At 39.5% G+C, this 20,192-nt stretch carries 23 protein-coding genes and 1 riboswitch; of the genes, 11 read left to right on the top strand and 12 right to left on the bottom strand.

The annotated features are described in order from the left end of the window. The 5 genes from OXIME_RS04920 to OXIME_RS04900 form a co-directional block, all read right to left on the bottom strand. Positions 1-1,047 (bottom strand): hypothetical protein, encoded by a 1,047-nt coding sequence (locus OXIME_RS04920; RefSeq protein ID WP_393970740.1) that lies wholly within the window; start codon positions 1,045-1,047, stop codon positions 1-3. A 105-nt stretch (positions 1,048-1,152) separates the two neighbouring features. Further along, entirely contained in the window at positions 1,153-2,076 is a 924-nt protein-coding gene (locus tag OXIME_RS04915; protein ID WP_393970739.1) for a hypothetical protein, read from the bottom strand. A 60-nt stretch (positions 2,077-2,136) separates the two neighbouring features. After that, positions 2,137-2,514 carry a DUF6114 domain-containing protein gene (locus OXIME_RS04910; protein WP_393970738.1) on the bottom strand — a complete coding sequence of 126 codons (378 nt, stop codon included), beginning with the start codon at positions 2,512-2,514 and terminating at the stop codon, positions 2,137-2,139. Positions 2,515-2,678: 164 nt separating this feature from the next. Continuing rightward, positions 2,679-3,404 carry a flagellin gene (locus OXIME_RS04905; protein WP_393970737.1) on the bottom strand — a complete coding sequence of 242 codons (726 nt, stop codon included), beginning with the start codon at positions 3,402-3,404 and terminating at the stop codon, positions 2,679-2,681. Next, positions 3,394-3,528, bottom strand: a complete 135-nt coding sequence (locus tag OXIME_RS04900) for a hypothetical protein (RefSeq protein WP_393970736.1) — start codon at positions 3,526-3,528, stop codon at positions 3,394-3,396. Before OXIME_RS04900 ends, OXIME_RS04905 begins: the two co-directional genes overlap by 11 nt. A 94-nt stretch (positions 3,529-3,622) precedes the next feature. On the opposite strand from OXIME_RS04900, the gene OXIME_RS04895 reads away from it, so the two are divergent. Then, a complete protein-coding gene (locus OXIME_RS04895; RefSeq protein WP_393970735.1) occupies positions 3,623-4,108 on the top strand; it encodes a hypothetical protein in 486 nt (161 codons plus the stop codon). Then, positions 4,075-4,494 carry a hypothetical protein gene (locus OXIME_RS04890; RefSeq protein WP_393970734.1) on the top strand — a complete coding sequence of 140 codons (420 nt, stop codon included), beginning with the start codon at positions 4,075-4,077 and terminating at the stop codon, positions 4,492-4,494. The genes OXIME_RS04895 and OXIME_RS04890 overlap by 34 nt, the downstream gene beginning before the upstream one ends. Positions 4,495-4,517: 23 nt before the next feature. Here OXIME_RS04890 and OXIME_RS04885 read toward each other — a convergent pair whose 3' ends face one another. From OXIME_RS04885 to OXIME_RS04875, 3 genes are read right to left on the bottom strand one after another with little or no spacing between them, the layout of a single operon-like run. Continuing rightward, complete coding sequence (locus OXIME_RS04885) at positions 4,518-5,276, bottom strand: ABC transporter ATP-binding protein (protein WP_393970733.1); 759 nt, start codon at positions 5,274-5,276, stop codon at positions 4,518-4,520. Then, entirely contained in the window at positions 5,266-6,339 is a 1,074-nt protein-coding gene (locus tag OXIME_RS04880; protein WP_393970732.1) for a FecCD family ABC transporter permease, read from the bottom strand. Before OXIME_RS04880 ends, OXIME_RS04885 begins: the two co-directional genes overlap by 11 nt. 11 nt (positions 6,340-6,350) lie before the next feature. After that, positions 6,351-7,310, bottom strand: coding sequence for an ABC transporter substrate-binding protein (locus tag OXIME_RS04875; protein WP_393970731.1), 960 nt, complete (start codon positions 7,308-7,310; stop codon positions 6,351-6,353). A gap of 109 nt (positions 7,311-7,419) precedes the next feature. Between OXIME_RS04875 and OXIME_RS04870 the strand changes: the two genes are divergently transcribed. Then, the gene (locus tag OXIME_RS04870; protein WP_393970730.1) at positions 7,420-8,766 is read left to right on the top strand and encodes an APC family permease; all 1,347 of its coding nucleotides are present in this window, start codon (positions 7,420-7,422) and stop codon (positions 8,764-8,766) included. On the opposite strand, the gene OXIME_RS04865 is transcribed toward OXIME_RS04870, so the two are convergent. Continuing rightward, a complete protein-coding gene (locus OXIME_RS04865) occupies positions 8,735-9,301 on the bottom strand; it encodes an NTP transferase domain-containing protein (protein ID WP_393970729.1) in 567 nt (188 codons plus the stop codon). The two genes, OXIME_RS04870 and OXIME_RS04865, sit on opposite strands and share 32 nt — an antisense overlap. A 168-nt stretch (positions 9,302-9,469) precedes the next feature. After that, positions 9,470-9,573, top strand: a riboswitch (TPP riboswitch). A gap of 79 nt (positions 9,574-9,652) precedes the next feature. Here OXIME_RS04865 and OXIME_RS04860 point away from each other — a divergent pair. After that, the gene (locus OXIME_RS04860) at positions 9,653-10,927 is read left to right on the top strand and encodes an MFS transporter (RefSeq protein WP_393972252.1); all 1,275 of its coding nucleotides are present in this window, start codon (positions 9,653-9,655) and stop codon (positions 10,925-10,927) included. On the opposite strand, the gene cobS is transcribed toward OXIME_RS04860, so the two are convergent. Continuing rightward, positions 10,924-11,685, bottom strand: coding sequence for an adenosylcobinamide-GDP ribazoletransferase (cobS, locus tag OXIME_RS04855; protein WP_393970728.1), 762 nt, complete (start codon positions 11,683-11,685; stop codon positions 10,924-10,926). The genes OXIME_RS04860 and cobS overlap by 4 nt on opposite strands. A 151-nt stretch (positions 11,686-11,836) precedes the next feature. Between cobS and OXIME_RS04850 the strand changes: the two genes are divergently transcribed. Continuing rightward, a complete protein-coding gene (locus OXIME_RS04850; RefSeq protein ID WP_393970727.1) occupies positions 11,837-12,922 on the top strand; it encodes an aminotransferase class I/II-fold pyridoxal phosphate-dependent enzyme in 1,086 nt (361 codons plus the stop codon). On the opposite strand, the gene OXIME_RS04845 is transcribed toward OXIME_RS04850, so the two are convergent. Continuing rightward, positions 12,923-13,579 carry an adenosylcobinamide amidohydrolase gene (locus tag OXIME_RS04845; RefSeq protein WP_393970726.1) on the bottom strand — a complete coding sequence of 219 codons (657 nt, stop codon included), beginning with the start codon at positions 13,577-13,579 and terminating at the stop codon, positions 12,923-12,925. A 108-nt stretch (positions 13,580-13,687) separates the two neighbouring features. On the opposite strand from OXIME_RS04845, the gene OXIME_RS04840 reads away from it, so the two are divergent. Together OXIME_RS04840 and OXIME_RS04835 are read left to right on the top strand one after the other, a co-directional pair. Further along, a complete protein-coding gene (locus OXIME_RS04840; protein ID WP_393970725.1) occupies positions 13,688-14,650 on the top strand; it encodes a cobalamin biosynthesis protein in 963 nt (320 codons plus the stop codon). A 122-nt stretch (positions 14,651-14,772) separates the two neighbouring features. Then, a complete protein-coding gene (locus OXIME_RS04835) occupies positions 14,773-15,804 on the top strand; it encodes a nicotinate-nucleotide--dimethylbenzimidazole phosphoribosyltransferase (RefSeq protein WP_393970724.1) in 1,032 nt (343 codons plus the stop codon). Positions 15,805-15,817: 13 nt separating this feature from the next. On the opposite strand, the gene OXIME_RS04830 is transcribed toward OXIME_RS04835, so the two are convergent. After that, the gene (locus OXIME_RS04830; protein WP_393970723.1) at positions 15,818-16,144 is read right to left on the bottom strand and encodes a hypothetical protein; all 327 of its coding nucleotides are present in this window, start codon (positions 16,142-16,144) and stop codon (positions 15,818-15,820) included. Between the two features lie 304 nt (positions 16,145-16,448). Here OXIME_RS04830 and hisS point away from each other — a divergent pair, with 304 nt between their 5' ends. From hisS to guaA, 4 genes are all read left to right on the top strand, one after another. After that, on the top strand, positions 16,449-17,750 hold the full coding sequence (gene hisS / locus OXIME_RS04825) for a histidine--tRNA ligase (RefSeq protein ID WP_393970722.1): 1,302 nt from the start codon (positions 16,449-16,451) through the stop codon (positions 17,748-17,750). 369 nt (positions 17,751-18,119) lie between these two features. Then, on the top strand, positions 18,120-18,353 hold the full coding sequence (locus OXIME_RS04820; RefSeq protein ID WP_393970721.1) for an Lrp/AsnC family transcriptional regulator: 234 nt from the start codon (positions 18,120-18,122) through the stop codon (positions 18,351-18,353). Positions 18,354-18,363: 10 nt separating this feature from the next. After that, positions 18,364-18,675: a hypothetical protein gene (locus OXIME_RS04815; protein ID WP_393970720.1), complete on the top strand. Its 312-nt coding sequence runs from the start codon at positions 18,364-18,366 to the stop codon at positions 18,673-18,675. Between the two features lie 559 nt (positions 18,676-19,234). Continuing rightward, a complete protein-coding gene (guaA, locus tag OXIME_RS04810) occupies positions 19,235-20,173 on the top strand; it encodes a glutamine-hydrolyzing GMP synthase (RefSeq protein ID WP_393970719.1) in 939 nt (312 codons plus the stop codon). Positions 20,174-20,192: the final 19 nt, after the last annotated feature.

Raw genomic sequence — 20,192 nt, 5'->3', positions numbered from 1 at the left:
TTATTCTTCCTTTATTAGAAATGTTTTCAAAAGTTCCTTGTCGGTTCCGTTACTTTCCGAAAATCCTTTTATAATGGAATCAGCCAGTTCCTCTTTTGTCGGTAATGTATGCGAAATCTGAACGAAACTCAGCAATGATCTCCAGTTCATGTAGGCACGCAATGTTTCAATAAGAACTGATAATTCGTCCTGTGAAAGGGAGGCTGTGTGGGTCATGAACTCACTGCTGTAAGTCTCGGCTTTATCGTCCGATTTCTCCCCAAGTTTTGTATCGGACCTGATCATCTTTAGGAGTCTCATTTTTTCAACTGCACCAATAAAGGCCAGAATCTCATTATTTTTCATATTTACAACATTTTTTCCAATGATCCTGAACCTCTCCTTCCTGATTATATTTGGAATAATGTCAAGAAGTTCACTGTGCCCGAAAACGATATCGTCATCATTTTCGCTTCTTTCCATCACCTCCGGCTGGGACCATGCGTTTAAAACATACTCTCTAATGCGAAGAATAGAATTCTTTTCAAAATCGGAAATCATACTCTTGAGTTTATCCTCTTGAATATTCATCTCCATTTCAATGCCTGCATGGTAAATATTATCCTCATCCAGGACTGATAAGAGGTCATTGCTGTTATACTCTCTTCCATGTTCCCTCCTGAATCTTTTCAAAATCTTCTCCAGTTCATTTTCAATTATCCTTTTCACTTCGAAACTGAAATACCCGTAAGCTACATTCTCCATGCCGGGAACATTGCACTGGAAATTGCACAGCGGCACAACGCACTCTATTGAAAGTTTACACCATTGCATAATTTCAGACACACTGTACCCTTTCTTTATTCTGTCCAGAATTTTTTCATAGGATCTATTTTTTGAGTTTTCAAGAAATTCTTTAATCTCATCCTCTGTTAGTACTTCTTCCATTCCTGCTTTTGCCATATCAGAAATTATATTTTTTGCATTATATTCCACAGGTATGTATCCTGCAATATAACTCATTTTTTTGTATCTGTCTATTATGAAAAAAGAACTCCGTTCCTGCATTGAAATCGCTTCCAATTTTATAATATGGTAAATAGCATTTCTGGCCTGATATTTAAAACATATGAACTAAAAATCCACTGTATACAAGAAATTTAAAATTCAAGTTTAAACAGCAGCTTTACAGACATTGTCAAGCACAATGTTCCATTCAGGGATTTTGATGGAGAGGTTGAACACTTTCTTCATAAACTCTCTGCTGTACATCTCTGGGATCAGAGCTTCAAATCTTAATATTCCGTTCTTTCTGGTAAAATATATCCCAAAATTGGGAAACGCAACGTGTTCGCTTAGAAATATTATTTCATTAAGCATATCATTCTCGAAGCTTACTTCTGATATTTCATCATCGGCTGCCTTTCCCTTTACATTTTCTAAAACTAAGGCATTGGAGGGCTTCATGTAAAGGTTGAATGGTATTTTTCTGTTTTCGTTTATATATCTCACTTCTCCGGAAAAGTCCCCTTTCATAAGGTGATTGCCATCTCTTCTTCCCTCTATTTCAGGTGGAGTAAATCTGTATGATATATGCATCACTTTGAAAAGTCTAAAGAATTTTTTTGCATTTTCAATGCTATGCCTGTTTTCACCTACATAGAGGACTGAGTTTATCTCAGGAAATGCTTCCGAGGATATGAGGTCTGAAAATTCTTTGAGATATTTTCTATGGAACCGGAGATGAATGAAGTGGTGGCCGTCCATTACATACTGGAAATCCAGTACAAGCGATGGCACCAGAGTGAGCTTCCTGAAGAAGTTGTACTCTTTATAATAGTTGCTGTTCGAATAGATGGTTCGGATATTCCCTTTTTTCCTCGCTTTGTTGGCTTTCAGGAACAGTGACGTATCTCTATCCTGTTCTTCCATCTCCTCAAAATAGTAGAGAAAACTTTCCCGGTTCTCACCAATAGTCAGAACGGCAGGAATTGTAATTCCTTTCTCCCTGGAAAATTTTTCCACCGGAAAGTCACCTGTAGCTGTTATTATGGCTTCCATGCCAAGTCTGGAATTATAATCGTTTTCAATAATCAACCCACAGTAATGCAGTGCCTTAATAAATATTTCTCACCGATTCGCATGAAAATTCCGGTTTTAGTGGGTCTTTTCCTGCCCTGGTCTCCTTATAACCATTGGATCAGGATTCCAGGAAATTGCCATTATTCCGCCAAGGAAAACAAGAATGAATCCAAAGAATAGTCCTCCGGAGGTACCCGCCCAGCTGAGAAATGAGCAGACGAAAATAATGATTCCCCAAATAACATGCCTATTTTTATTGAAATAAAGCAGTGAACTTGAAATAAGTATAAGCAGGCCAGAAAGAGTTCCAGTTATTTCCAAAAGCAGATCAAATGAAGTGTGAGTGGTATGAAGCAAAACAATCAGGCCAAATATTCCCACGTATGCAATTATTATTCCGCCTATTGCAGATACAATTGCAGCGTCATATGGCCAACCTTTGCGGAACACCATAAAGCAGTATGGTCCTTAACTATTTAAACAAAACCACTTTCTTAATGAAAGGAAATGCTGAAAAAAATGAGATTTTGTCAATATAAATCTTCCCCCCCCCCGGAAGCCGGGATGTTTGCGGACAACCGACAGCCGGGTTAGGAGAAAGATTGAGGCGTCTATGTTTATTGCAGCGTGATTTCATTGGTTACAAAGGCATTTGGGGCAGTAAACTGAATTATTGCCTGGGCACCGACTTCCGGTGTTACCTGCCCTGAAACCGGCATGTTCTGTGTGATATACCCACCGAACGTGTTTGTTACGTTAAGTATTATTGCGGCTGTGTCGCCTGGAGATATAACTGGGTACTGGTTATCTACTGAGTTTGTTGAGTCTTGCACCACGATCACACCGAAATCTGTAGCGTCATGATGCGACGAGCTCAGGTAGCTCCATTGCTTCTCGCTGAAGAGGTTCTGTGTCCCGTTAATGGCTGTATTGTTGTATATTGAATCATTGTAAACCAGAATGGCAGTTACACCATTAACCGTAAGTGTAACACTGGCATTTCCCAGGTTTATAGCTGAACCTCCAGCATTGTTGGTTACAAAGATTGCCATGAGTGATACACCTCCAGCTTCCGCCGGGTGTGATGGATCATAACCCAAAATCTGTGTTATTGTTATGCCGCTGGAAACCTGGTTTATGGTGGTGGTTCCAGTGGAAGTGGCCTTTTGCTGAAGTATACCCGCGGTGTGGATGAGGACAGATGCCGCAACAGCCGCCACAAGAACCATGGCTATAAAGACTATAAGTACGCCTATTCCTGTCTCTGCTTTATCATCAGGGTCCCTGCTGAACTGCCTGGAAATGGCTTTTCTAACATGCCTGACATATGTATTAATCTTCATCTATACGCCTCTTTCTATTGTTGTACGCTGTTATGTATATTATTATGTCAGTATATAAACTGCCCAGCGTAAGGAACGAGAAAAATTTCGCATTTTCAGCATACTGATTTTCAGCATATGCCATTAAACGGCACTCCATTTAATACCTACAGATAAGCAGGTAAAAGATTGTACAGAAAAAGGTTATGACTACATGAAAGGTATAATTATTTGGTAACATGTTAAACACAGATGATAAGAGATTTATAATCCAGAGTGTGGAGAACGGATACAAGGTCAGCGATCTTGCAAGAATGTTCAACGTAACCCCAAGGAGAGTGCAGCAGATACTGAAAGAGGATATAGACGAAGAACATACCAAGAAACGGTATTCATCATTAACCGACGAGGATGTTCGCGAGATAGAGAATCTATGGAACAACTATAAGGTTGGGTCCAGGACAATATTTTATCTCCTCAAGAGCAGGGGAAGGTCAATATCTTACTACCAGATCTATAACTACATGAGGGGAAAGAAGATGATACGGACTAAATATTCAAAGGAAGGAGAATTATCCAAATCGGAAATTGTTCCCCCCTCACCACAATATTCATGGACTATCACCAGACCGGTATGGATTATCCATATGCCGTTGTATGTGTTGATATGTCAACAAAGAAAATACTCTCAATGGTTGAAACCAGAAAAATCACCAAAGAGGTAATGGAAAAGAATATAGACGCACTTTCAGAATTCAAGAAAAGCAGCAACCTTGAGATACAGAAAGTCTACCTCAGAAGTGGCATACTCAGCATACTGTTTGGTGCAACGGATGTGAAATTCTACTTTTCAAAAAAGGGTGTTGAAAACGTAGAGAGCGACAAGCATGGAAACAGAGTTCACCTTGCGCTGTCAAGACTGTGGCAGAACTATGACAGATTCAGATGGACTTTCAACTCCCCGGAAAATTTCATCTACTGGTACAATAACAGGCCTATAATAAGCAAGTCACAGAACAGGGTAACAACTCCCAATGAAATCATGGAACAGTACCTTGAAGAGCAAAACCTTTACACTTCTCAGAAAAAGGACCTGCCCAAACTTTCCTGATTTTGATTTCACAATTGCAAGGTTCAATCCATCTCTTTTTCTGAAACAAGAGGAGAGGAAAAATTCACTCCCCATGGGGTCTCATAAGTCTTGAATGGAACATTGAAGACTTTCCTGAGATTTTCCACCGTCAGTGTGCTGGAAGTTGGGCCCTGATCCACCAATTCCCCTTTCTTTAACATTATGACAAAATCTGATATGGCTGAAACTGCAGAAATATCATGCATTGCAAGCACAATTGTCTTTCCCTTCTTTCTGAGTTGGCGCAGGACTTGATAAACAAGCATCTGATTGTCAACATCCAGAAAGTTGGTTGGTTCATCCATTATTATAATGTCAGAATCCTGGTAGATTGATGCGGCAATTGTCACCAGCCTTCTTTCCCCTCCACTCAGAAAATTGAAATCTCTGTAAAGGTAAGGTGTTAGCCCAAATATTTCAAGGGCCTGAAGCATGGAAGCTTCATCGTGGTCCCTGGCGTAGCCTGAAACCATCATAACATCCTTCACTGTGAAACTCAATGGATCATTTATCTCCTGTGTAACAAGTGACATTTGCCTGGCCAGATCTACAGGCTTTATTTTCCAAACATCCCTGCCGTCAAGTGTTATTCTCCCTTCCAGGGGTTTAATATCACCATGCATAAGCCTGATGGTGGTGGACTTTCCAGATCCATTTTTTCCCATTATGGCCGTTATTTTCTTTTCCGGTATTTCTGTATTGATAGGACCAAGTTTGAACCGTCCTGCCGAGTATGTAGTGGCAATGAACTCAATTGCCATATCTTCCACCTGACATCTTCCTCATTATGAGAAGGAAGAAAGGAACTCCTATTATACCAGTAATAATACCTATAGGTATTACAACACCCACAACCGATCCCCTTGCAATGTCATCTGCAAGAATAAGAAAGATGGCCCCGGTTAATGCCGAACCAGGGAGTACAAATCTGTTTGAACCTCCAAAAATCATCCTGGCAACATGTGGCATTATGAGCCCTACAAAACCTATAAGGCCGCTGATGGAAACCACTGCAGACACACTCAGTGCAACCAGGAATATTGAGATTGCTTTTGTTCGTTCAACATTAACCCCAACTGATCTTGCATGAGTATCCCCCATCTGGAGTGCGTCCAGCTCTTTGTACTGTGTTCCCAGGATAACCGAACATAGTACAACCACAACGGTAACAGGGAAAAGTTCCAGCCAGTTGATATTCTCAAGTGAACCCAGCAGCCAGAAGAATGCTTCATCCTCCAGGTTGATATTTGAAAATAAGAGCAGTGCAACTATTGCAGACAGGAAGAAAGAAAGCGCCACACCTGTTAATAGCATGTATGTTGGATGGGCTTTCCCTCCACGCAGTGCAAACATGTAAACAACAATTACCGATGCCATTGCAAAAATAAAAGCAAGGATCTGCTGACTATATAATCCAAAGAAAGTCAGTCCAAGTATTATGGTCATGACTGCACCAAGGGCCGCACCACTTGAAAGACCTATTATGTAAGGCTCAGTGATGGGATTTCTAAATATGCTCTGAATCACAGCACCTCCAATACCAAGAGAAGCACCGACAACAAGGCCACCAAGAACTTCAGGTTCCCTGATTGATGCAATTATCGTATACTGGATTGCAGTATAATTCTCAGGTATATATCTGGAAAAAAATGGTATCTGGCTCCCGTAAATCTGAAGAACCGACATGAATGAAATATGCACTGAACCTATAAATGTTGAAAAAATGACTACCAGTAGAAGAAGTACAGCAAGGAAGAACATGGTGAGGTATTTTGTCCCCTCATGTCCCTGCATGTAAGTTCTGAAGGTTCTGTAGCTGATCATTTATAATCATCTCACCCAAGTGGGTCGGGGCTGTACTGAACCTTTACGGGAAATGGAGGAATTGTAACATTTCCGTATGCTTTGTCAACCATCCACTGTATCATGTAGATATCCCTGAAATCAGGCTCATCAAACGCATTGGGTGGAGTCACATAAATTTTATTATCTTTTACTGCCGGAGTACCAGCAAAAGGTGGATCGTTGAGCCTGTCGAGGTTCACATAATCATTTACAAAAATTATCTGCGGGGACCCATTTGCGATTTCACTTGCCGAGATTTGGTAGAAGCCGCTGGAGTAATTTTTTGCTATGTTTATAATATCAGAGTACTGAAAATACTGCTCTTCAAATGTATTGTTCCCAGTTGTCCAGAGAGAATCCTGGCTGAGATAGTAGAATCCCCTCAAAGGTTTTCCATTTGCTTTTAACGTGGCATTTTGCTTCAGATCCTTCAGGGAGGTATTCATCCAGTTATTGATCAGTGTTGCGTTTTTTTCAGTGCCTGTAAGTTTTCCCAGAAACGTATTCTGCTTTTCAATGATCTGCATGCTTGTTCCAGATCCTGCACTAAGGAATATGTAGTCGATACTTGCATTCAGGACCTCGGATATCTGCCCAGCTGAATAATTTGTGAAGGAGATAACGGCCTGTGGGTGGAGATTTATTATCTGCTCAACATCCATGGCCGGGTAATCGGTCACATTGGGGAGTGTTTCATTAGGGGGATAATAGTCATAGGCGTTTCCCCCAACAAGGTCTTTATAAGATCCAAGAGCGTAAAGAGTCGCAGTTGCAGCCGGATCCAGGGAAACAATCCTTGTTAAAGGGGTGGAGGAATTGTATCCCGTCTGTATAGTTAGAATTACCCCCTTTCCTTTGAGGTTAGAGGCATAATGTATGTAGCCTAACCCGCTTCCAAGCAGCACAAGAACCACAACTATTGCTATTATTGTTTTATTTTGTCTATTCATATTGTCACCAAATACACTTGAATAAAGTGAAGTTTACTGTAGTATATTATACTTTTCAAGTTTCCATGCCAACATAAATTCTTAATCCATCTGTAATTTGCTGTTAGTTATGGTTGAAGGAAAAATAGGTACCGTAGGGTCTGTCATGCAGTCAATCGGATCAGTTGGCCCTATGTTGAATGTCGTAGGAATATTTGCCATTATATCGGCATTCTGGAGGCCTATATGGGAGGTTGTTCTTTTTGCCTTCTCAATCTCATTCCTAACCGTGTATACACCAATGAAGATATCTGAGAAAGTCACCAGCAATGGAGGCTACTACTCTTTCAACGGTATAGCCGGGCATAAGTCTGCAGGTGTTTTTGTTTCATATATTTATATGGCATATGGTTTCTTAGCTCTGCCGGCAATTACGCTTTTCATGTCCGGTGTTTTAATATCAGTCTTGCCGGATGCTTCAGGAATAATGTTCTATTTTATTCCGCTGATTGTCATTTTCATTTCCGGTATGGAGGTATTTATAATATCAAGGGGGATGGGAATCTCCATAAGATACATAGAAATATTCGGTTTTCTTGAAGTCGCTTTCCTTATATTTGTCAGTTTTCTTATGATATTCCACGCTGATTCTTACTTTTCGAGAAGTAGCGGACCCTTCCTGGGATCAGGCTTCTGGGAAGGGACTCTATTTGGAATTCTTATGTTTTCCGGGGTTGGTTCTTCAATATTTATATCGGAGAATACAAAGAACAGCAAGTTTTTGACGGGGAGATCTATTATAATTGCATATCTGGCTACAGGTGCTGCAATGGTATTTGCATCATATGCAGTTCAATCTTTCATCGGTCCTGATATAACTGGATACAACGGCAATCCATTCATCCTAATCACGCTTATACGTTCAGCCTTTGGAGGTATATTCATGGATATTTTCCTATTTTTCGCACTTATGAGTTCTGCGAATCTTGCCGTATCATACCTGAACGCCTTCAGAAACTCAGTCATGAGTATGCATCGGGATGGAATATTCCAGAGGAAAAGCTTTGGAAAAAAGAAATTTTCATCCTTTTATATCTTAATTTTTCTTATTAATGGATTACTTACTATATCCTTCTATTTCACACTTGGCAGCTTCGAAGGCTTTGTAGTGATGAGTGGATGCGTATCACTTCTATTTCTTTCAATACACTCCATTTCAAATATAACGCTTACCAGGTTTTCCTTTTCCCGCAGAGAAACAACAGGAAAAATTATCCCACCAGCCTCCACAGTCTTTCTAGCATTCATAATGGTGATGTACCTGTCGGGTTCTGGCCTGGAAACTGCCATAACCGATGCATTTTATGGCACCATAGTTCTTGCTTCATTAATGTTCCTTGCAGTTATGAAAATATACAGGAAGAATCAATATGCCACTATAAATTTTATAGAAAATGATCAGCGGTCTTTCGACTGATTTCCAGTTTCAGCATTCTGAGATCTTCTTCAGTGTTTATGTTCACAGAAAAACTCTTTTCAGAATTCATTTCATAATATTCCATTATTGCATCTCTTTCCGGGATTCTTGTAAAAACTGAGATTCCAGAAAATGAATTGTTCTGCAGCAGATCTATAATGGGTTTTGAAGGTTCCGGCAGAGATACGAGAAGATCCCGGAACATGTCCAGATCAGTAAAATAAATATCAGACCCCATGACTACAGTTGGAATTCTGTTTACCATAGAAATTGATTTTCTCAGGTCGCTTATGTAATCGTTACCATCTGTAATTATAACTGATATATTCTTCAGGCGGCAAAGTTCAATAGTCCTCCGGTGGAATAATGTGGTGGACACAGAAATGAAATCTGATACAGTTCTCAAGGAATCTATTAAGTTTTCAAGAATGCTCTTTTCGTTTATAATTTGCATACATTTTTCAGCATCTCCAAATCTTGTGCCTTTGCCACCTGCCATGATGAGAAACTGTATTTCCTGGCTAAAATGTTTCATCCGTTCAACCCCAACTGTCAATTTTCCAACCTTATAAAGATATTCCTGGGATCAATTTATCATATATGGAATATCTAATTTAACCACCATCTCATTTCTTACTCTATTTTGACCATTCTATAAATTGTATTTAAATCATACAAATTCTTTATCTATTCCATGGTAATATAGGATTACTAGGGGAGCTTCTAAGAGGCTGAGAGGACGAAATGTCGACCCGTAGAACCTGAACCAGATAATACTGGCGGAGGGATTGGTGATGGAAATTATAGGATCATATTGGAAATACAAAAACAGTAGAATTGCCTGCAATAACATGTGGATATTCATATTTTCAAGGGGGTTTCTGTGATGTATTCAAGAAGCCAGAATGCCCTTATTCTGTCCACTACTTCCAGTTTCTTTCTGTGGGGGATAATTGCTACTATAGGTCCCCTCTCACTGTCTTTTCCTTTCCTTTCGGGGGTATCTGTTCCTATAAGAACACTGATTCTTTCCACCGGACCGGTATTTGTGCTTCTAGGCAACCTTTCCATGGGTTATTTTGCGGACAGAGTAGGGCGAAAAACCGTCTTTATAACAACAATGATCTCTTATTCCATTGGTGTAATTGCGATTACCTTTGCAAATACTCTCCCAATGTTGTTGGTGGGCCTGATTCTTTCACAGTTCGGGGTTGGTGGGGAGGAGCCATCATCGTTAGCCCTGGTTGCAGAAGATTTCGATGCAAAAAAGAGGGCATCAGTTCTGACACTTGTTGCTAATTTCAGCAATATAGGGAGTTTTTTCATTTCAGGCATTTTTATTGTTGCAGCATCAGCAACAACATCCCTAACAGGTTTGTTCAACATCATATTTCCCTCAGACTTTGCTTTAAGTGATGATCTTTTCAGGTTTGTGCTGCTGCTCTCTTCAATAGTGCTGGTTGGCATAATGGTCTATTCCAGAATCAGAATCCCAGAATCTTACAGATGGCTGAATTACAAGGGGAGAAAGGAACAGGGGTTAAAGGTAAAACAAAGTCTTAACCTGGAAGGATCTGAGAATAACATACAGCATAAATCCAAGTTTATAAGTATGTTCTTTCTTGTCTCAATGGCCATATCGCAATATCTTACCTTCGGTCTCATGGCCTATATAATCGGGCCAACCGAATTCTCAGGAAGCGAGAGTTCAGAATTGATTTTCTATGCTCTTCTGGGGGCTTCCATCGCAGGATTCATAGCCATGCCTCTGGTCTCAAGGAACAGGAAATCCTATACGTTTTACGCATATATGGGGGGTTTCCTCTCTATGGTTGTCATATTTGCCCTTGTTAACTATCTGTCAAACCTTCTCATATTCATTCCACTTCTCATTGTGAACATGGCATTCAGTGAATTTGCCTGGGCTTCAAGAACAACGCTTGAACCTGAATTGCTGGCCATAAAGCACAGATCTTTCGGGATTGGAATTATCAGAATGTTTCCCATGATTCTTTACATAGTTTCCATATCATTAACAGCAAATTTCAGTATTTATCAGTTCATACTTTACAACCTGGGGCTTTGGTCACTTGGGGCTCTTGGAGCTGCTATCTGGATGTTTTACGGCACAGAAACCAGAAACATAAGCCTTGACTATTAGATCAGATGGATATTAAGTACTGACAGTTGAGGAAATACTCCAAGAAACAGGAAAGACGCATAAAAAAACATTCTGAATAGTTCTCCTGTAAAACCAAGAATGTCTCCATTAACACCCTCAAATTTCTTTGTTATTTGTCTTGCCACACCAATTAGAATCAAAGAAGTTACTGCAAATGCAATTGCGATGTAGACATCAAGAAACAGTGCAATAAAAATAAACGGAGCTATATTTGCTACAAGAACAGCACTCTTTCTTTTCCTTACTTCTTTCTCAAAAAAGTGGGCCAATCCAGAACCGAATGATTCTGAACCGGACAAGTACATTACATACCACGACTTTGAAAATATCTCACCAAAGATGACAGCAAGAATAGCTTGGTAGAAACCCATCTGAAGGAACGAGGCAAGAGATACTGAATATATGACGATAACCCATCCTATGGCTCCTGCACCTATATAATGGTCTTTCAGTATCTCTCTTCTCCTTTCTACGGTTCCCCTGAACATCAGGGCATCTCCTGTATCTATAACTCCATCAAGGTGGGTGAATCCATACAGTATAATTATGCAGGCAAAACCAACCACATATCCTTCATACCTGAAACCTGCAAAATAAAATACTGAGATAACTGCTGCAATCAAAGTCCCCACAACTCCGCCAACAAGACTGAAAAAGTACACTGATTTTTCATCCAATTGGCTGCTGCCTGACGGTATTACAGTGAAAAAACTAATTGCATTCCTGAAAGAAGGCATAATCCCAGTATAATATTATGTCTCCTAATAATTATTTCACGAGAGAAACACTTCAGGCTGTTGGAATAAAAAAGATAGTAAGTGTTAATTTATTTTTAGGATTAAATGAGGTTGAGATATCTTAATGACTTCTTGGCATATCACCTTTGAAATGATCACTGATACATCTGAACCCGCAGATCACGGGGGAAACATTATCTCAATTGCAAAAAAAACTGGCAAGGATATCAATGATTTTCTGGATTTCAGTTCCAACATAAATGAATTGATTGACCCTGCAATCTATGGATATTCAAAGATGGTACATAGAATAGAAAAGTGTAACTATTTTAGATATTACCCTGAAACAGACTACAGCGACATCGAGGATAAGTTTGCACGAATGAATGGTGTTGAGGCAGATATGATAGCTGTTGGCGCCGGTATGACGCCTCTTATTTACAGGTCACTTGATATCTCCAATGCCTCAAGATCAATTGTTCTGTATCCGTCCTTTTCAGAATATGAGAGGGCATTGAGATCCCGAAATATAGCTATTACTCCTATTCCTTCAGATATTGTGAGGAAGAATCCTGAAATACTGAAGTCTTATTCATATGATTTTCTCTTCATTGCAAACCCTGATAATCCCACCGGAACACTTACAGATCACTCTACCTTAAGAAAAATCCTAAAACTGTCGTATGATAAAAACGCAACTGTATTCCTGGATGAAGCATTCATAGAATTCTGTACTGGGTTAGAATCAGCATCTTCAATGGTGAGGGGTTTCCCAAATCTTATAATCGGGCGCACTCTTACAAAGATCACCGGTTATCCGGGTCTGAGAATCGGTTATACCATTTCGTCCAAAAAAATAGCATATGAAATTAAATCTGGTTTAGAAAGCTGGTCCATAGGTCAGGAAGTCTTGGAATTTTGCAGGCATCTGGATCTGACTCATGTCATTGATTCCATAAAACCTCTTGAAAAAGAGAGGGAATATATGATAAAGAAACTGAAGGAAATGGGTCTGGATACAGTGGGATTACCATCTGCCAACTATATCACATTCAGATGTAGTAAAGGATCCAGACAGGAATCTCTGGAGGATTTTCTTGCGCAAAAGCTCATCATAATCAGGAATCTTAAAAAATACAGGGGTATGGACAGTGACACATTCCGGATTTCAATAAAGAGCAGAGAAAAGAATAATATTCTCCTTCGTTCACTAAAAGAATACTTATCAATGCAATAGTCAATGGCCATCTGAGTTTGAACACATCTCTTCAAGACCGTTATAAACTGTCATAGAGATTTTCTTTCCAATCTCTGTTAACCTGCCTCCATAATTGTCCCCACCCCGTGCAGGAATAAGAAAGAGAGAGGTTGTGTCTGTTGAAGTTCCAGGTGATATCCTTCCGGTTGTCTTATCCCTTATTTGAAAATCATTTAGAGCCTGGCTTTTTGCTTCAACAATGGACTGAAATAGATTCAACCCACCGGCAGCTGAAAGCCCATAATCGGTGAATACCGCTATATTTATTGTCCCAGGAGAAATAAGGCCATCTCCACCAATCGACAGGGCATTTCCAAAGCATGCAGTTATAGAGGCCAGAATGAATATTCCACTGTCAGAGAATTGCTTCAGATACGCTTTCTCAATATTGCATGCTGTAATTGTTACCAGGCATTTTTCCTTTGGAAGACCTTCCTGATCCAGAAATGATCCAATCTCTTCAACAGGATCGTAATTGTATTCTATTGGTACCTGTCTGTTTATGTACATTTCAATCTTCTTAAATCCTCCATTGAATGGAGCAGAAGAAATGGCATCTACAGGTTCATTGAATTTCAGGAAGTAAAACTTTTCGCCATTGCCATATTTACAATACCTGTTTGATATGAAACCCATGCGCTAGAAACAGGACCTGGATAATATATTTAATCTTGGAAAAGCCAATCCTTGTCTTGCTTATACTCTGAATGCAATATTTATACATGCCTGCATTATTCTGCGATATTGAACCAAATTCTCTCAACAGTTCCTGTGATAATCCTGCTTATTTCCATTCTAGTGGATCAGCTAATGGGTGAACCGAAAAACAGTCTTCATCCGGTGGCATTTATAGGAAAAGCCATAGAAAAGGCTGACCCGATTTTTCGGCACCTAAAACCTGAAAAATTTGGAGGCCTGATCATGGTTCTCTTTCTTACTTCAGCTATTGTCATTTTTGTACTGGCTATTCAGTATATTTCTGCAATTTACATTTTCCTTTACATGGCGATTTCTGCCATAATGCTAAAATTTAGCTTTTCTCTCAGATCAATGAAGGATCACGTCATTCCCATTATTGAATCAATCGAAAATGGCAATCTTGATGAAGCAAGGCGAAAAACCTCCATGATTGTGCGGAGGGATACTTCCGCCCTGGATTCCCATCTACTCTGTTCAGCTGCTATAGAAACAATTGCAGAGGGCTTTGTGGATGGTGTCACAGGACCGCTTTTTTATTACCCTTTTCTCGGGGTGGCTGGATCATTCATACAAAGAATCATCAACACATTTGATTCAATGATAGGTTACAGAGATGAGAGAAATCTGAGATTCGGATGGTTCGCAGCCAAATCTGATACGGTGCTGAATTTTATTCCAGCCAGACTTGGGGCATTCTTTATATGGACTGCTTCAAGAATGAGGGGGCATAAGACTTATTTCAGATCCATTTTTGCCGAAGCTTCAAAAACTGAGAGCCGCAATGGCGGTTGGCCAATGGGTTCAATGGCAGTATCACTTAGGGTAAAGCTTGAGAAAAAGGGACATTATGTTCTTGGAAATACTTCCAGAACCCCTGATACAGAGGATGTTCGTGAAGCTTTAACCATATATATGCTGGCATTCTGGCTATATGCCATTATATTTTTAATTCCCGTTACAATTCTGGTTTTTCTCACAATAAATTCCATAATCCCTTTATTTATCTGACATTTTTTTCACTTTTGGAATGTGGTTTTCCTCAAAGTTTTTATAAACGTTGAAAAGCAGGCAATAAGTGAGTAAAACTAAATAAGAAAACATGGTGTTAATTTATAATTGTTGTTCAGATTATGGAAAACGGTGAACCATATTTGAATAAGAATATTTTGGAGAATTTGGATCTGAGAGATACTCTTTTTACTCTTCTTGCCGGAAGCACGGATGTGTCCAGGATAAGGGGAATCACATCTGCAGGTGCATCTCCTGAACTCACGATGCTTACTCCTGTTGTGGATTCTGAGATAATTATTGGAGGACGCCCTGTGATTATCAATGAACCTCCAATGACCCCTGAAGGAATCCCCACACCTGCAATAGTAACAAAAGCATGCCTTGATCTTGCCGGGGTCAAATCAATGTCTGTAAATGCGGGCTATTCAGTATCTCCCAATGTTCCCTTTTGGGATACAGGGCTTCATCCTGCCATGAACCCGGCTGAAGCCAGGGCGCTTCCGGATTTCAGGAAGGCATTTGATGCCGGCATGTATCTTGGTGAACTTCTGGATGGGAGATACGGTGTGATTGTACTCGCCGAATCAGTTCCAGGAGGTACAACCACTGCCCAGGTCGTTCTCTCATCCATAGGGTCCAGAGTAATCACAAGCAGTACAATGCCATCAGACCCTTTACAGATTAAAGGTGAGGTTGTAAAAAAAGCCATTGAGAGATGCGGATATTTTGTAGAAAACCCTGTTATGGCCATAGAAGAGTATGGAGACTATATGATGCCGCTGGCACTTGGGATATCCAGATCTGTAAAAGAATCTGCAATTTTGTTTGCAGGCGGAACACAGATGTCAACGGTTTACTATTTGAATGACAAAATTAACAGGAATTCTTCAAACAGGTTTCAGGTCACAACCAGCTGGCTAATGGATCACCGGAAGGAGACAGTTGAAACTCTTGTTCCTTCAGGTAATTTGATTGTTTCCCATGTATCCTTCTCCGAAATGGAAGAAAATGGGTTGAGACTCTACGAAAATGGCCATGTGAGGGAGGGGGCAGGAATGGGGGCCGCCTTATGGCTGGCTTCTATAAAAGAGAAAAACTCAGATAAAGTATATTCGGCAATAGAGAAGTATTACCGGAAATTGATGAATTAAAATTGTACAATATCTATTCCATATTGTTAATTATTAATGATCTGTTCAACATTTCAAGTCTGTTCAAAATTTCTGGTAATTTTATTTTCAGTCTGTATACATACTTGTATTTCCTGCTGGCTAATATGTTTCTAATCTCCATCCTCTGGACAAAACCTTCAGCCATCAAATGTTTCATTGTTGAATTCACTCTGTTCGATACCATTCCCAGAAGATATGATATCTGAGCTGCATCACAATATTCCACCTGATCGAGAAGGGCTATGATTTTTGAGGGATTTTTGCTCATTCCAAGATCTCTGAGCATATCGAAAACGTGTTCTGCCTTCTCTCTATCCATTTTTATTAATCATGCTTTTAGATATATATTAATATTGTGCTTATTTTTAAAATGGGTCTTTTACAAAGTATAAAATACGTTAAAAAAGGCTATTTATACAATACAATCCATATTGTAAACAAGCCAATGCAAAAATTTTCTTGCGAAAATTTCCATGCAGGATTCATGCACCGGTGGGTGAAAAAGATCAAGATTAGATCAAGGTTTTTTATATAATTTATTCCATGGGAGAATCTTAAATCTTTGTATGGTTGGGTAATGAAAAAATCTCAAGTTCAATATACCAAGTAGTTATGATAGTCCAATGAAAGTGGAACGCATAAAAGGTTTCAGAGATCAGTATCCGGAAGAGATGGAACCAAGGAAGAAGATGTTTTCAATCGCAGAAAACACCGCTGAACTTTTTGGGTTTGGCAGAATTGATTTTCCAAGCCTTGAGTATTTGGATCTTTATCGTATAAAATCAGGAGATGAACTCTTAAACCAGACATTCTCTTTCACTGACCGCGGAGGGAGGGAAGTTACCATGCTTCCGGAAGCTACTCCCTCAACAGTTAGGCTTCTTACGTCCAGGAAGGATATCCCCAGACCTGTCAGGTGGTATTCACTTCCAAAAATATGGAGATACGAAGAGCCTCAATCTGGAAGGCTCAGGGAGCATTTTCAGTTTAATGCAGATATATTTGGTGTTGATACACCGGAGGCCGATGCCGAGATAATAAACCTAGCAGGAAGTATACTTACAAATCTCGGGCTTGGATCCGCTTTCAGCATTCATATAAACGATCGAGTGGTAATGGATGGAATCCTCAAATATCTTGGAGTGGAAAACACAGAACGTGTATTTACCATAATAGATCGTTTCCATAAAACAACGAGAGATGAATTTCTTCTTCTGCTGAGGGAAAATGGTGTTTCTGAGAAAAGTGCATCCATTTTACTTAAGCTGGTCGAGTCCCCTTTCGAAATAGGTGAATTAGGAGGGAAAATATCAGATATTGTTGGAAAATCAGAAACACTATCCGAGAGGTTGGACAGACTCACAAAAACCTGCGATATCATAAGGAAGTATGGGAAAGCAAATATCATGGTGGATTTCTCAGTAATCAGGGGTATATCGTATTATACTGGAATTGTATTCGAGGCATTTGATAGGCAGGGTGAATTTCGTTCCATCCTTGGTGGAGGAAGGTATGATAACCTGGCATCCTTGATGTCAGGGCAGGAAATACCCGCAGTGGGATTTGGGATGGGTGATGTGGTCCTGGAACTTCTTATGAGGAGAGAAGGTAAATGGGGATACAACAGGAAGGATTATACCTACGTTCTTTGCTTTATGGGCGAAACTCTTCAATATGCACTGGAAGTGGCTGATAAGATTAGGAAAAATGGTGTTATATGTGTAATGGACCTTTCCCCCAGAGGTCTTTCAAAGCAGATTAGATCAGCAGAATCCCAGGGTTTCCGCTATATTCTCATAATAGGAGAAAAGGAGAAGGAAAGGGGAACTGTTACAGTGAGGGACCTTAAGGAGAGTTCACAATCAGAGAAAACTCTTGACAGTTTTATCAGCGATGCCAAAAAAACAGTTAAATCTGATATCTGAACAATTTTATTTTATAGAACTTTCTATCCATCACCACAAAAGGAAACTTTCTTTGAGTGCTCTGCTTTGTATTTTTGCACTCTCATGGGTAATGTGCAGGAATAGTTTAAGAAGTATAGCGGTAGGTCTATTTCAGTATCTTTGAAACCATGGCTAATTAGCAATTTTCCCAAATATGAGAAAGAAACTGTATAAAAGTGAAAAGGTCCAGAGGATTAGCATAAACAATCTGTGGCAGTGTAGCAAACTCAGGAACGCCAACGCAAATGACATGGGTTTTCAAAAACATACCTAAACAATTCTGCCGAGAGTAGAAAAATCCGAAGAAAAATTTATAAGTGTAGAAAATCTATAGATATTGGTGTTAACGTGTCCATAGCTTTTGTACTTGTAAGTACGGTTCCCGGCAAGGAACATGAGGTATATAACAAAATTTCAAAAGTAAACTACGTGGTGGAAATCCATCCTTTATTCGGGGAATACGATCTTATAGTAAAGATTGACGCAAAGGACTACAGTGAGCTTGGAAAAACCGTGATAGAAAATATTAGGACTATCGAAGGTGTTATAGATACCAAGACACTTACTGGAATAAAATTATGAGGTGCATATATTGATTAATGTCTATACGGGTTTTAATGCAGAAGTATTTTCTATGGTTATCTTGGCACTTATAGCTCTCTCGCTTTTTGTGTTGGGAATTCTTACTGCATATTTTGGCAGCGGTAAAAGTAGAAGTGTCGGGGCAGGACTTCTTGTTGTGGGTGTATTCATTGGCTTTCTGACGGCATATCTGAGCAGATATACGTTCCACCTGGGACTGGTTCAGAATGTTATTTACGGAACTCTTTTCTACGTGATCGCTGCAATCATCGGGGCTGTAATAGGGTTGCTTGTGTTTCTTGGCGCCATTATGAAAACCTGATTTTACAAAAATTTACATTCATTGATCTTTACTTCTCTTTAGGTTAATTTATTCCGAATATTGTGTTGTATATATGAAGATACCATATACATATGTGAGAAAAAAAAAACTAAAAGTGTAAATTTTTTTCATCGCAGGAAATTAAGGGAATTGATCTGTATAGTGAGGCGGTTGTTGAATCTCCTATATAAGATAACTGCACTTAAGATTTCTAAATTAACAGGGTTATAGAAAAAAGTAAAAAAAAGATTTAATTGAAAATCTTTTTCATAACCTAAATAAACTTGAGAGATTCATAGGATGCAAGACTCAGACTGTGGATATAGGGGAAGAAACAATAGAAAAGGTTAATTCTACCACCACTTCAACTGTGATTTCCAACTTAATGCCTCAAGAAACATGGAAATACTGAACAGGTTCCAAAATTTCAGATCGTTGTCAGCCAACCAATTATTGGGTTCTATAAATCCATGCATGTGTGGATGGAGGGGTAGAAGACTTATATCCCAAAATCATACAGTAATCAGCAGAGGACTCATTCAGGTGGGGATGGATACAAATGTTAGATGCAGCAAAGTTTATCGGTGAAGCAGAAAATGAAATCTTAACAAAACTTAACGGCAAGGGAATACTTGCTTGTTCAGGTGGGCAAGACAGTACGCTTCTTGCAGTTCTGGCCAATAGGGCAGCGGGAGATAGGATACTCACGGTTTTTGTTGATACAGGGTTCTTGAGAATCGGTGAAAAAGAAAGGGTAAAGGAAATTTTTGAAAAGTTTAAACTTAATTATCTCATCATTGATGAATCAGAGAAGTTCATTTCTAGATTAGAAGGGGTCACAGAACCGGAAGAAAAGAGAAAGATCATTGGGAAGACTTTTATAGATGTTTTTGAAGATGAAGCTAAAAAATACGGTGCAGGATCACTTTTGCAGGGTACAATAGCACCAGACTGGATAGAGAGCGGTGGAGGCGTTCGAGATACAATAAAAAGCCATCACAATGTGGGGGGTCTTCCGCTGAACATGAAGCTCAAGCTCATAGAACCTTTAAGAGATCTATACAAGGATGAAATAAGGGAAATTTCCAGATATCTTGGCATTCCTGAAATAGTTCAACCATTTCCAGGACCAGGACTCGCAGTCCGGATTTTAGGTGAAGTGACAAGAGAGAAACTTGAAACTTTGAAACAGGCAACGGAAATTGTTGAAAAATCAGTGGAGGAAAACGCCAGATCGTGGGATACTATGCCATGGCAGTTCTTTGCAATTCTCCTTCCTGTAAAAACTACGGGAATCCACGGTGACAAAAGGACTTATGGTTATACAATAGCAATAAGGATGATTGATTCAATTGATGCAATGTCAGGAACATTCACAAAACCTCCATGGGAATTTTTGGAAAATCTTTCAACTGATATCACAAACAGGGTAAAGGGAGTGAATCGCGTTGTGTATGACGTGACAAATAAACCGCCGGGAACAATAGAATGGGAGTGAAACAGTTCAACTGTTCCCC

Origin of the sequence: Oxyplasma meridianum (genome assembly GCF_038024865.1) — an archaeon.
In the GTDB taxonomy this organism is placed as follows: Archaea; Thermoplasmatota; Thermoplasmata; order Thermoplasmatales; family Thermoplasmataceae; genus Oxyplasma; species Oxyplasma meridianum.
The sequence above is the reverse complement of the archived record's forward strand: the minus strand, read 5'-3'. Positions and strand labels throughout refer to the sequence as shown.